The sequence below is a fragment of the Microcoleus sp. PH2017_09_SFU_O_A genome (assembly GCF_020738625.1).
Classification (GTDB): Bacteria; Cyanobacteriota; Cyanobacteriia; order Cyanobacteriales; family Microcoleaceae; genus Microcoleus.
Genome location: NZ_JAEQCF010000051.1, coordinates 64,089 through 77,180 on the forward strand (window position 1 = coordinate 64,089; position 13,092 = coordinate 77,180).

The window sequence follows — 13,092 nt, forward strand, 5'->3', positions numbered from 1 at the left end:
TCATTGGGAATTGGGAATTGGGAATTGGGAATTGGGCATTGGGAATTGGGAATTGGGCATTTAAATTAGACATCTCCAATAATTCTTGTGGAACAAGCATCCTGCCTGTTCAAAACTGGCTTTTCTGGAGATGTCTATTGCATATTCAGGGCAGGCGGGACACCCCACAAGATTTTGAGTCTTTTTTGATATACAATTTAAATGCAGAGCAGCTTATCACCAACAACTAACCAATAACCAATAACCAGTAACCAGTAATTAATAGCGAATGTTTGCTTGTTTCAAACGGCGCAAAGCTTCTCCCAGTCGATCGCAATCTGCAATCAAACTAACCCTCACATATCCTTCACCACCAGGCCCAAAAGCATTACCAGGAGTCACAACAACACCCGTTTGCTGCAAAACATTCAGGGCAAAATCTGTCGAACTCATGCCCTGAGTGCAAGGAACCCAAAGATACATTGCAGCCAGAGGTTTAGGAATATTCCACCCCAATTCTGCCAATCCTGCAACCATAAAATCGCGGCGAGTGCGGTAGCGTTCCTGCACTTCGTGCAAGTAACTATCTGGTAATTGCAACGCTGTTTCTGCTGCTGCTTGCAAGGCAGAAAATATGCCGTAATCTAAGTTAGTTTTTAAAGTTCGCAAACCTTGAATGATCCGGCTGTTTCCAACTACAAAACCGACTCGCCAGCCGGCCATATTGTAGGTTTTTGACATGGTGTGAAATTCAACTCCGATTTCTTTGCCGCCGGGAATTTCTAATAAACTTGTCGGTTGATAGCCGTCAAAGGCTAATTCCGCATAACACAAATCGTGAACCAACAAAATTTGATGTTTGTGTGCGAAAGCAACAATATCTTTGTAAAATTCGCGGGGGGCCGTTGCTCCGGTCGGATTGCTGGGATAATTAAAGTAGAGAATTTTGGCTTGTTCGGCTACGCTGTCGGGAATGGAACCTAAGTCAATTACCCAGTCATTCTCTGGTTTGAGGATGATGTTGTGAACTTTGGCACCGGCGATGATTGGGCCGCGAAATAATACGGGATAAGCGGGACTCGGTACTAATACTAAGTCGCCGGGATTGATATAGGCGATCGCAAAATGCGCTAAACCTTCTTTAGAACCCAATAAAGGTAATGCTTCCCCTTCTGGATCGAGTTCAACATTGTAGCGGCGGCTGTACCATTTGGTAATTGTACGGCGAAAACTGGCAGTTCCTTCAAAGGGCGGATAGCCGTGATTTGCAGGATTTTGGATAGCTGCGATGGCGGCTTCTACTACCGGTTGCGGAGTCGCACCGTCGGGGTTTCCCATTCCTAAGTCTATTAAATCTAGTCCTTGTTCGCGGGCGCGGGCTTTGAGTTCGTCGAGACGGGCAAATACGTAGGGCGGTAGTTTTTGCAACCTGTCAGCAGGGCTAATCCAATCCAAAGTCATTTTTTGTGTATCAGTTATTAGTTGTTTTTCGGGTTCGTAGTAAGGACTGAAGTCCTTTCTCACACAGTTTTTTAAGGACTAAAGTCCTTACTCCAAACTGTTTTAATTATTAATTTTTAATTGTCTCACAAGTTGTGCGGTAGAAAACATCGGATTTTGCCTGGTTAGTAGTAAGGATTTCAGTGCTTTCTAGGGCAACCTTTCAAGGACTAAAGTCCTTACTACAAACTTTTTTAATTCTTGATTTTCAATTCTCCCACAGGTGCGGTGGTAGAAACCATCGCTGCCATTAATTGTTCGGGAACAACTTTAAATGGCAGTCTGTGGATGTCCGAATTGGGATGGCAGGCTATTTCGGCGGCGCGCTGCAATTGTGTGAGGCTAACGTCTCCGAGTCCTAAGTTGTCTAAAGTTTGAGGCAATCCAATCTCGGCGTAGAATTTTAGCAGTTGCTGTCTGGCGGTTGCTGCTAGTTGATTGTTTTGCAGAATTTCTTCTAGCCGCAGTTGCACTAATATGCCGTAGGCAACTTTTTCGCCGTGCAATGTGCCGTGACTTGCTAATAGATGAGTTAGGCCGTTGTGGACGGCGTGGGCGGCAACGGTGCGACACCCGGCCCCGCCAATTCCGCCGATTACTCCTGCTAGCAATACGGTGGCGTCTGTGACTTCTTGCCAGGTTTCGCTACCTGGTTCTTTGAGGGCGGCGGCTGCTTTTTGGAACAGGATATCGCGCAGGATTCTAGCTTGTTGGACGGCAGAAATTATCAGAGTTTGTTCTGAGTGTCCGCTGCTGACTGATGCTTCGTACCATTTGGCGATCGCATCTCCAATTCCTGCTACTAATGTCCGCTGCGGTGCTGTTTGAATTAAGCCGTAGTCCAGTATTAACAAATCGGGACATCTGGCTAATGTGACATCGTATTGGAACGCACCTTGTTCGGAATAAATGTTAGAAAGTGCTGTCCAAGCGGCGCAGGTGGCTGCTGATGTGGGGATGGTGACGATCGCCATTTTGCACTGATGGGCGAGGAGTTTGGCTGCATCCAAGGCTTTGCCGCCGCCGACGCCGATGATGAAGTCGGCTTTGTGGGTTTGGACGGCTGCGCGGAGGGTTTCGAGGCTGGTTTCGCTGCAATCCTTGCCGTAGGCTGTTTGCGCGGATTGTAGGGGCGATGCCCCCTGGCTCGCCCTGCCTTCGAGGATTGGTTGCAGGTAGGGTTGGGCGGCGGCGAGGGAGTTGCTACCGCCGACTATTAGGGGCCGCTTTCCGAAACGGGCGATCGCATTTCCGGCTTGTGATAGAGCGTTTTGACCGCGCAATACACAGGCGGGAGCAATTGTCAAGGAATAAATTGCAGTAGGGGTGGCGGTTTTGGTGCTTTGGGTGTGAGTCATCGAACCACTGGATAAGTGACGGGAAGGTTGACGCTTTGCAGGATTGCTGGATTTTATAGGATAACTCTAACTCGTGTTGAGCAACATGGTAACTTTTGTAAAGTTTTTATTAAGTATTGTGGTTGGGCATGGGCTGGGGGGGGTTGTAAGGGCGATCGGTATAATGAATGTACAGCACGGCGAGAATAAAACCTATGACTCAAAGTTTTCAAGACTTATCCACACAACAATTCGCTGATTTATCGGTGTTTCCTGGGACAAGTTGGGTGGTATTAGCTGAGCCTGTGCCGCAAGGATCGATTCATCGCTTGAAGATGAAGCAAGGTACAATTATTCCAGTTCATACTCATCCGGCTGATGAGTATGTATTCGTCGTTTCGGGTAGTCTTAAAACGGGCGATCGGGTGTGTGAAGCGGGATGCTTTTGGACAACCCCAAAAGGAACAAGACAAGGAGCGCATGAAGCGTTAACCGATGTAGAGTTAATCACTATTCGGCTGGGAGCAATGGGAGAATTTGAAGGAACATAACTTAGGATGAATGGATAGCTATGCAGCTAAATATCGCTAGTATATCGATATTGAGTTCTCCTAAGATATGACATTAAATTGCAGCGCAATTCCAAAAACATGGCAGTGAGCAAACCTACTATTCTGTCGATCGCTCTTTTATTAGTGCTAGGAAGTTCAATTTTCCTAAATATTCTGCTTTTGGGTCGAGCCAAACAGTATTATCGCGAACTCAATCAAACTCGTTTAGATCCTCTGGGATTGAACAACCATCCGATCGATGCCCAGCCAGTTACTAATACCAAGCAAACCCGTGTGGTTTTCTTTGGTGACTCCAGGGCCGCCAGTTGGACATCACCGAATCTCGGTGAATATGAGTTTATTAACCGGGGAATTGGTTCTCAAACCTCTGTTCAGGCGATCGAGAGATTTGCCTGCCTATCATGTGAGTTCCTTAAAACCCAAAATCGTAATTATCCAAGTTGGTGTCAACGATCTGAAAACCATTCCCTTGTTTCCTGAAAGCAGAAATGCGATCGTTGCCAATTGTCAAGCAAATATTAAACGAATTGTCGAAGAATCTAAGAATCTAGGTGCAGTAGTAATCGTGACTACTATTTTCCCAGTCGGAGAAGTGCCACTAGAACGCAAGCCTTTTTGGTCTGATGATATAAGTCGGGCAATTAAAGAAGTCAATACTTACATCGCTACATTAGCTGGAGAGAAAATCATAGTGTTCGATACATTCCCTATTCTTGGCGATAGTCAGGGAATGATATTACCGAAATATAGAAGCGATGAACTACACTTGAACGAACAAGGGTATGAAATTCTCAATCAGAATTTGTCGCAACTGCTCAATACAATGGAACAGAAGAAAGTACAGAAATAGAAAATGTATAAAATTTCATTTTTGACACAGAAACAATATATTAGTTAATGAGAGCCACAAAAATATGCCATACAGTCAATTCACAACCATCAGCAAGGTTAAAGAAGCCTTCAATTTAACCACAGTAGAAGGAATCAGATTTCTCCCTAAAATTGCCCCCATCCAACCCAGTATTAGTCTGGCGGCAACTCTGGAAGAAACCTTGCCACTTGCTGTAGCTACAGGCAGCGAAAAAGCCAGATCGGAGCTAATTATTAGCCCTGTGCTTGTAGAGGTTCGCCGCATTGTCAACCGTCAAATTAGTCTGTTCTCTGGGGAAGATTTCAACGTAGACGAATCTCTGGGATTGAATGGACGCTGCGACTTTTTGATCAGTTGTTCCACAGAACAATTAGCAATTGAAGCACCCGCCATTATTATTGTAGAGGCAAAACAGGCTGATTTAAAAACAGGAATTGGTCAGTGTGTTGCAGAAATGGTGGCGGCACAGAAATTTAATGAAGCTAAACAAAAACCTTTACCTAGCCTCTATGGTTGTGTTACTAATGGTCTCCAATGGCAATTTCTTCAGCTTATTAGAAACGAAGTAACCATCGACCTGAATATTTACTCCTTACCGCCAGTAGAGCAAATTTTGGGTTTTTTTGTTTGGATGGTAAGGTTTGAGAATTGAGATTTTTGACCGATAAATCGAATAGAGTTTTCAACTTGTGCAGAACTTTTTGCGAATCCTGCCAAAAAACAGTAAATACTGTTTACGAATTGCTCAATTATTTTGACTTAGGCTATTAGTTGCATTTCAACTTATTATCAAAATGGGAAAGAAGAAATCTCTTAATGCGAAACGGCTCAAAAGAAATCAGGTTCAGGAATTAATAGAATCTGAGGGAAGACTGCATGAGGAGTTTACAAAATTCTTTGAGGAGACATATAGCACTGGATACAAGAATCAGCCTCAAATTTATGAGTTATCAAATGATAGATTTCTATTTGTTTTCGATCCCAAAGGATTTTCAATTCCTGGTAGAGGAGATATTTACTCTAAAGAATATTTTTTGAGGAAAATTCGATGGACACAGAAGGTGAGAGATGACTATGCTAATAATCGTGGTAGTTCTGTAAGTCATTGGATATATTTTTCAAAAAACAAAGCACAGCTCGTTAACAAGGTTGATGAATTGATTAATGAGTTAACAATTTATTTAGATATTTTGGATGAGGAGTTGGATTATTCATACAAAAGTTTAGACATTGTATCTAGCAAGGCTGAAAGTTATGGATTTGAAAAACTTCAAGCTGATTTATACGATAATCTAGTTGCCTATGTAGGAGAGGTTATACGACGCAGAGTAAAAGGTGATTGGGTTATTAGAGAAGATTATCCAGGTTGTGAATACCCTACTATTCAAGTGAATAATGGCGTACTCATGCCTATTAATGTGGTGTGGCAAGAGCTAGGTAGGCTTGAACAAATAAATCTACGGCAAGAAGCTGCTAATGAAATAAGACGATTTTCACTCAGATATCGGTAAATATCAAATTTTACTAGATTTAGATATGTTGCGCTGCTTAACATTTATTTGATGTCTTTTGCGGCGCTGTTTTAATTAAGCCGTAGTCGAGTATCAATAAATCGGGACATCTGGCTAATGTGACATCGTAAGTGACTGGAAGGTTGACGCTTTGCAGGATTGCTGGATTTTAGAGGATAACTCTAACTCGTGTTGGGCAACATGGTAACTTTTGTAAAGTTTTTATTAAGTATTGTGGTTGGGCCTGGGTTGAGGGAGTTGTAAGGGCGATCGCTTTATCATTAAAATTGAGGCTTAACATACAAATCCCAAACTCGTTTCACTACTTCTGCATCTGCTTGAGAAATTTGTCCGATTTTCGCCAGCAACAAAGACTTTTCCAAACAATCTAATCTAGATAAACGCACTGTTGAAGCAATACGCAAACCGCTGGCTTGCCAATCATTAAGAAATACATCAGTTTGGCTGCGGGGTTTTGCAGAGGTGACGGCTGCTGCTACCACATCCTCGCCATCCAACCACAATAAAAGTATGGGACGTTTTTTAGAGCCTGCGCCACCTGTAAAGGGAATATTTGCTACCCAAAAATCACCCGATTCAATAGTCATCATAAAGTCCTTCGTCTTCGGGTGCGTAGCTGTTCAAAAAAGCCTCGTGGCTGCGAGTAATAGCTGAGTCAATTAAAGATTCTTCGCCATCAAGTACCGAAAACTCCGTTAATTCAGGATAAGTCAAAAAATCTTCGGCTGTAGCTGCTATATATGGTGCTAGTATTTTATGGCGTTCTGCGATCGGCAACCTAGCAATTTCTGTAAGTGAGAGCTTGAGAGTAGGTGCGGTTGTTGGCGAATTGTTAGACTCAGAACTTTCGCTGGATAACTGCTTTTTCTGTGACGCTTTTTGCACGAGGAATTGTACAAAGTCGAGGACTTCTTCTTGTTTCTCAGTTGGCAACTGTCGCAGATTCTCTAACACGGCTTGCTCAAAATTGATTGTTTCTGACATTTCAATTACCTTCCTTAAGCGTTGATCGGTTTATTTATCACGCAGCCAAGTTTTGTAGTTCCATGTTTGCAAATCACGCCGATCACAATTTCGATCGCTAAAATCCTATCCCATCAGCAGTTATATACAGTCATCCAGCATTTCATAATCATCCAAGCAATTAGAGGCTGTATTCATAAAACTTAGTAAACATCATCATGAGAGCCAAGAGTCAGCAGTAAAATCTCTGCTTCATCTGTATCTGAATTATGAACAAATTTAAACACAATTCGATTGCTATAGTCAATGGAACAAGACCATCTATCCGATAAATCTCCTTTGAGTTTATGAGTCCGTAAAGTAGGAGCAAATGGCTCTTCAGCAAGTTGTTGTAATGTTTGCTCAACTAAAGAGCGCAATTGCGGATTTTGGCGAACTAAACGCTTGAGCGCACGAGTAAAGGCTGAACTCCAAATTAAAGTTTTCACTCATCTAACTCCGCCATCAAGTCGGCAACTGTACCTCGACGCACATTGCCTATTTCATAATCTTTTTCTGACTCGGCAACTGCTTTCAATAGTTCATCGCGATGCTGTTGCTTAAGACGGTTTTGAATGATATCGATCAGCATATTCTGCTCTTCAGGCGAGAGAGCTTCTACGGTATCTATTGCTTTTTGAAAAATAGAAGTCTTTTCAGCTTGAGTCATGTTTAGGTTAAGGTTGCAATCAGTCTATTATAGCTTAACTTAATCGATGGGTGCATCTCAATTTGGGAAGGGCTTCGCCCCTACGAGTATATTTGCAAAAATGAGATGCACCCGGTCTATTATGCCGCCAACTAACCATCGCCTTGAACCTCAATAGTATAACTGTAGCCCTGTTCAGTCAGAAACAGTTGGCGGTGTCGCGCAAAATCTTCCTCGCAAGTTTGTAGCGACACTAATGTATAAAAACTCGCAGTGTGTCCGTCAGATTTCGGGCGGAGAATTCGTCCGAGGCGCTGCGCTTCTTCTTGGCGAGAACCATATTTACCTGATACTTGAATTAACACATCGGCATCGGGTAAATCGACGGCAAAATTGCCCACGCGAGATAGAATTAATCCGGGAATCTCTTTGTGACGGAATGCTTCGTATAACCGATCGCGCTCAACCTGTTTTGTCTTCCCCGTAATCAGAGGTAATTGGGTAACTAGGGCGATCGCATCTAACTGTTCGAGATACTCACCAATAATTAAAATACGGTGTCCCGCCTCCTTTTGCAACAAACCTTGCACCACATCCAACTTACCCGGATTTTCCGCAGCAATCCGAAACTGACTGCGGCGCGGCGCTAGGGCATATTCCATTTTTTCTGCCTCATTTTGGGCGACGCGGATTTCGGTACAATTAGCTGTAGCAATAAATCCCTGTCCTTCCAATTCCCGCCAAGGTACGTCATAGCGCTTCGGGCCAATTAGCGTGAAAACATCGCCTTCTTTCCCGTCTTCGCGAATCAATGTCGCAGTTAAACCTAACCGCCGTCGCGCTTGTAAGTCGGCGGTAATCCGAAATATCGGTGCGGGTAATAGATGAACTTCATCATAGATAATCAGTCCCCAGGATTGCGCGTTAAATAACTCGAAGTGGGGGAATTCATCATCTTTAGTCGATCGATAACTGAGCATTTGGTAAGTCGAGAGAGTTACAGAAGCCGTTTTTTTGCTGTTGCTGCTGTACTCGGCGATCGCATCTTCAGTTAAACTCGTCTTGTCCAATATTTCCCTGCGCCACTGGTGCACCGAAGTCAAACTGCTGGTGAGAATCAGTGTCTTTTGCTGCACCAAACTCATCGCAATCATCCCCACAATCGTCTTACCAGCCCCGCATGGTAGGACGATCGTCCCACTGCCACCTCTAACCTCTCCGCCTTGATAGAATGCCTCTACGGCTTCCTTTTGATAGGCGCGCAAATTGAAGGGTAAGTCGCCTCCTAAAGTGCGATCGCGCAACGCAATCGCCAACTCCGCACCCTCGATATATCCAGCCAAATCTTCCGCCGGATAACCTACTGCTAGCAAAGCTTGTTTGAGTACACCGCGATTCCCCGCATCAACTTGAAAGCAAAGATCCGAAATCCGCTTACCTAACAGCGGTTTTACGCGATCGTCCCGCACTAACAACTCCGTCAGCGGGCGATCGACAATCCGCAGTTGTAAATTGGGATTTTCCGCATCAATCCTTTCAATTACCGTCAATCCGTAGCGCGTACCGAGTAGTTCAATTTCCTGCGCTACCGATTCGGGAATATCATATTTAGCATACTTTCGCAGCGCTGCGATCATCAATTCAACTAACATTCCCGCCGCCCTGGCATTCCACACACTCAAGGGCGTGATCCGATAGGTGTGGATGTGTTCGGGACTTTTGATTAATTCGGCAAAAGGTGCGATCGCTTCTCGTGCTAATTTCGCTGTAGGGGCGTGAACTTCTAGTAAAATTGAGCGATCGCTCTGCACGATTAAAGCATTTTCAGCAACATAACTCATAATTCACAGTTGACAGTTGATAGTTGACAGTTGACAGTTGGCAGTTGGCAGTTAACAGTTGGCAGTTGGCAGTTGACAGTTGGCAGTTGACAGTTGATAGTTGATAGTTGACAGTTGGCAGTTGACAGTTGATAGTTGATAGTTGATAGAAGGAAAAAATCCCTTCGAGTTCGATCAGGGTAAAAAGAGGGGAGAAGGAAGAAGGAAGAGAAATGTTTGGTTTATTTATTCCAGTCTATGTGAAAGGTGCGTCGCGATCGAGATTGTAGATCGCATTTAGGGATTTATCGCCAGCGACGCACCCTACAAATACTCTTGTGGGGGGGCAGGATGCTGCTCAAAGTCCCCCTTTTTAAGGGGGATTTAGGGGGATCTTGCCTCGGCTATAAACGAAAGATACAAAGGTTTTCGCGCGATTGTTGATACTCATAATATCAGGTGTATTATTTATCCGACTGGGGTAAGACATAACCCATTTGTCGCAGGGCGGTGCGAAATTTCGTTTCCTGGCCCAATGGAACCGCTAAAGTGCGATCGCCCGCCAACTGACAGAACTTTTTAGTACGGGAATCATTGGCAATCAGCAATGCTATATGGGCGGTAGTACATTCGATCAACCTGACACTACCTATATCTTGCACGCTATTCGATCGCTCTGTAACATCCGTCAGAAATTGTTGCACAGTTTGCGGCAGCGGTTCAATACTCCGGGCGTCCAAAAACTCTGTAAACTCGGCTAATGGATATCCGTTTTCAATGGCTACAAAGATTTTTGGGCGATCGAGTCGCCACACAACATCCGAAACTTTCTTAGTATAGATATCCAGGACGATCGCATCAGATGTCTCGACACCATCTCCCGCCGCAATAATTTCTAGATTCGGCAATACCCGCAGCGTTTGACGAACCTCAATTGCTGGCGGAATATACTTATCCGTCAAATCCAAACAATAAGCCCCCAAAGCCGTCAAGCGAAAATATACTAAGCCATCATAACGACTCAAGAATTCCAGATTGTCCGTTCCCCAAAGATAGTCATAATCGGATGGTATGAGTAACGGATCGACATATGCAACATCAATGATTCCCAAAGTAGCAGCATACTCAAACAAAAAACACCGCATATATCGTTCTTCCAGAATCCGCCAACTGTCGCCACTCAATTCTGATAAGTTTCCATACCCAGGTTCACCAATATACAGATAGTACAGTTCCTCAGTCACATCAAATCTATGGCCGGTTGCGACTAGATATTGGCTAAAGTCATGAAACATAACCCACTTACCCACAGGACATTCTGCGAGTACAGAGGCGATCGCATCTCTCCGCCACGTCACATCCGTAATGCCACCTGCACCCCTCCCAGTTTGTCCTTTGATCGCATCAATGCGGCGAAATTCATCAAAGACTTTTGTCTTTAACCAGCGCTTCCATGCTGTCTGTAAACCTTTGGCGGGTGATTCTTGTAAAGCTTTCTGTCCCGCTTTTGTCAAAACTAGCTTTTTGCCCGATCGTTCCGCGAACTTGCTCCCTTGCGCTATCATTATCCAAGCAAAGGGCTTGATGCTACCGATTTCAGCGAATACTTCATCATCGTAGTCGCTATCCTTGGCTAGGCTAATTTGACGCTGTTCCTCATTATAAAAATCACCGCCTTGCAATATAGAGGCGATCGCCTTTACACTTCCAGCAGTAGGTAAAGCAGTTTTCTCGCTAACCGCAACTTTACCCGACTGAATCAGACGCAAAACGGCTGCAAAATCCTTTGTAGCTGCCAACTGTGTTTGACAAGAAGCCAAGGGAATATCGTATTCTTCTGTCTCCTTTTCTCCTGTACTATAGTTATATCTTTGAACGCTGAGTTTAACCTGATTTTGTAATGTTTCACCAACATTATCTAACGTGGCTTCTTTGGGTTCTGGAACAAATTTCAGCAATTCTTCTTCTAAATCGTAGGGTATCTGCCTGCCATAAATAAACAAGCATAGCAGTGATGGTTCTCTGTTAGTTCCATAGCGATCGCTTGTTCCAAAATTTGCTGGTTCTCCGTATTTTGCGCTAAATATCTCAGGAAAATAAATACCATCCTCCCCATGTATAACTTCAGATACAGCCGCTTTTTGAAGGTTGTCTAATTTCGCCCACACCTTCCGAAGGTTCTCTCCCAGCAATTGCGATCTAATGCCATCAACCAGATCTGCTTTACGGGTTAATTTACGAGGATCTGGTAATAATGCTTTGAGCTTTTTTAAATCGTCAACAATTATTCCTTCGAGTGCCTGTTGGAGGCTAACAAGGTTATTTATGGTTTGGTAACGCGACATAATATTTGACAATGCGCCCGCTTCAAAATTGTTTTTGCAACCCAAATATAACAACTTTACGGGATGCAAAGCTTGAACTTTTGTTACAAAATCCAGAAATTTGGTTAAACAGTTACGGTACGATGAACCGGAACGGTGTATAGATTATTTGTTTTAAATTTTAATGGAATATTTACCACCCTAAAATTACCCGGTTCAACAGTAGTCGGGTGCGTCGCCATTAACAATCCCTCAAAAAAAATGGACAATCTCAAAGCGACGCACCTTAGACTTCTTGCAAAAGTCCTTTTAATCAAATTTTCGGACGGACTCTGGGCACCATCCCACAAGTCAATCGATTTTAGATTTTAGATTTTAGATTTTAGATTGACCCCACGGATAAATTTGGGGGAAGAGAGGATTTTAGATTTTCGATTTGGGATTGATTCCACGGATAAATCACGTGGCGGGTACCATCAAGAAATTCTTGGTCAGGATTTAATACCAATTTTCAGGCATTTATACAACATTAGCTGTAGGGTGCGTCGCCATTAACAATCCCTCAAAAAAATGGACAATCTCAAAGGGACGCACCTTATAAACTGAGCCTCTTATCAGCAAAACGAACAATTATATTGTATGGTTTGTTTGGTCCACCCAATGTGTAACGTGCGTCGCCATGAGATATGGCGTGAAATTTAGGGATTGTTCTCGTGCGACACACCCTACGACTAACTGAAACCATTGCCGACAAAGGAGTTTTTATGTAATTAATTTTGTGTGGTTACTTACTCGATCGACACTGACATATTGTAACTTGCACCTCCTCTTTCTGTACCGACAGCTATTTCATAGTCTCCTGTTTGGCTCAATTCTCCAGACCAGTTTTTTGATTCTTTAACTATCGTCTTTGTATTTGGGTCTATGATGTTAAAAACAGCATTTTTTTCAAGGGATTGGATCTCGATCTTCATCTTTTGCCCTTTTTTAGCTTTAATCAAATAAGTATTAACAGTGCCGCGCGCTACTCCTCCTTTGATTTCCGCTGAATTAGTACCTTTTTTGAACTGGATTCGCTGCTGAACCTTAGCCATTAAAACGGCAGGTTTTTCGGAAGTTGCTGGGGAGGAAACCATGCTGGATATGGCTTTTACTGAAGCTGGAAAAATCAGGGATGCACTTAAGCCGATCGTCAAAATATTGAGCGGGAATTTGAAACTTTTTGCTGGTGTTCTCATGGGAGTTTAACAGTAAGAGTGAAATTTGTTTACTTGTAGGATTATAGCTGACTGGGGCTGTGTGCGCGCGATCGCCCTTACCGCCAACTTGATTGGAGAGGGAACCCCGAGATGTGAGATAATTCTAGGCGATCGCAACTTACCAGAAAGAATTGGTTGAAAGTCGTAACCCCGATCGGGAGAAATAAAAATCAGACTATTCATTACTCCAATCCTCTTCCTTCTAGGTAGAGGTCGCTCTCAAACTGTCAACTGTCAACTGTCAACT

Annotated in this window: 14 protein-coding genes; 4 read left to right on the forward strand and 10 right to left on the reverse strand. The window is 43.6% G+C overall.

What is annotated here, in order from left to right:
* Positions 1–258: 258 nt before the first annotated feature.
* The gene (locus JGK16_RS19645; RefSeq protein WP_293183762.1) at positions 259–1,440 is read right to left on the reverse strand and encodes an aspartate aminotransferase; all 1,182 of its coding nucleotides are present in this window, start codon (positions 1,438–1,440) and stop codon (positions 259–261) included.
* A gap of 233 nt (positions 1,441–1,673) precedes the next feature.
* Positions 1,674–2,837, reverse strand: coding sequence for an iron-containing alcohol dehydrogenase family protein (locus JGK16_RS19650; protein ID WP_293183676.1), 1,164 nt, complete (start codon positions 2,835–2,837; stop codon positions 1,674–1,676).
* Positions 2,838–3,031: 194 nt separating this feature from the next.
* On the opposite strand from JGK16_RS19650, the gene JGK16_RS19655 reads away from it, so the two are divergent.
* The 4 genes from JGK16_RS19655 to JGK16_RS19670 all read left to right on the forward strand — a co-directional run bounded on the left by JGK16_RS19655 (position 3,032) and on the right by JGK16_RS19670 (position 5,770).
* Positions 3,032–3,367 carry a DUF4437 domain-containing protein gene (locus JGK16_RS19655; protein ID WP_293183678.1) on the forward strand — a complete coding sequence of 112 codons (336 nt, stop codon included), beginning with the start codon at positions 3,032–3,034 and terminating at the stop codon, positions 3,365–3,367.
* 352 nt (positions 3,368–3,719) lie between these two features.
* Positions 3,720–4,238 (forward strand): SGNH/GDSL hydrolase family protein, encoded by a 519-nt coding sequence (locus tag JGK16_RS19660; RefSeq protein WP_293183680.1) that lies wholly within the window; start codon positions 3,720–3,722, stop codon positions 4,236–4,238.
* A gap of 64 nt (positions 4,239–4,302) precedes the next feature.
* On the forward strand, positions 4,303–4,911 hold the full coding sequence (locus JGK16_RS19665; protein ID WP_293191952.1) for a hypothetical protein: 609 nt from the start codon (positions 4,303–4,305) through the stop codon (positions 4,909–4,911).
* 142 nt (positions 4,912–5,053) lie between these two features.
* A complete protein-coding gene (locus tag JGK16_RS19670; RefSeq protein WP_293191955.1) occupies positions 5,054–5,770 on the forward strand; it encodes a hypothetical protein in 717 nt (238 codons plus the stop codon).
* A gap of 281 nt (positions 5,771–6,051) precedes the next feature.
* On the opposite strand, the gene JGK16_RS19675 is transcribed toward JGK16_RS19670, so the two are convergent.
* The 8 genes from JGK16_RS19675 to JGK16_RS19710 all read right to left on the reverse strand — a co-directional run bounded on the left by JGK16_RS19675 (position 6,052) and on the right by JGK16_RS19710 (position 13,028).
* Positions 6,052–6,381, reverse strand: coding sequence for a type II toxin-antitoxin system PemK/MazF family toxin (locus tag JGK16_RS19675; protein WP_293183686.1), 330 nt, complete (start codon positions 6,379–6,381; stop codon positions 6,052–6,054).
* Positions 6,368–6,775, reverse strand: coding sequence for a DUF2281 domain-containing protein (locus JGK16_RS19680; protein WP_293183688.1), 408 nt, complete (start codon positions 6,773–6,775; stop codon positions 6,368–6,370). Before JGK16_RS19680 ends, JGK16_RS19675 begins: the two co-directional genes overlap by 14 nt.
* A 182-nt stretch (positions 6,776–6,957) precedes the next feature.
* Positions 6,958–7,242 (reverse strand): type II toxin-antitoxin system mRNA interferase toxin, RelE/StbE family, encoded by a 285-nt coding sequence (locus tag JGK16_RS19685; RefSeq protein ID WP_293183690.1) that lies wholly within the window; start codon positions 7,240–7,242, stop codon positions 6,958–6,960.
* Positions 7,239–7,463: a hypothetical protein gene (locus JGK16_RS19690; RefSeq protein WP_293183692.1), complete on the reverse strand. Its 225-nt coding sequence runs from the start codon at positions 7,461–7,463 to the stop codon at positions 7,239–7,241. Before JGK16_RS19690 ends, JGK16_RS19685 begins: the two co-directional genes overlap by 4 nt.
* 131 nt (positions 7,464–7,594) lie before the next feature.
* Positions 7,595–9,283 carry a DNA repair helicase XPB gene (locus tag JGK16_RS19695; RefSeq protein WP_293191957.1) on the reverse strand — a complete coding sequence of 563 codons (1,689 nt, stop codon included), beginning with the start codon at positions 9,281–9,283 and terminating at the stop codon, positions 7,595–7,597.
* A 443-nt stretch (positions 9,284–9,726) separates the two neighbouring features.
* Positions 9,727–11,607: a hypothetical protein gene (locus JGK16_RS19700; RefSeq protein WP_293191959.1), complete on the reverse strand. Its 1,881-nt coding sequence runs from the start codon at positions 11,605–11,607 to the stop codon at positions 9,727–9,729.
* A gap of 767 nt (positions 11,608–12,374) precedes the next feature.
* Entirely contained in the window at positions 12,375–12,824 is a 450-nt protein-coding gene (locus JGK16_RS19705) for a hypothetical protein (protein WP_293191961.1), read from the reverse strand.
* Positions 12,825–12,830: 6 nt separating this feature from the next.
* Positions 12,831–13,028: a hypothetical protein gene (locus tag JGK16_RS19710; protein WP_293183700.1), complete on the reverse strand. Its 198-nt coding sequence runs from the start codon at positions 13,026–13,028 to the stop codon at positions 12,831–12,833.
* Between the last annotated feature and the right edge of the window lie 64 nt (positions 13,029–13,092).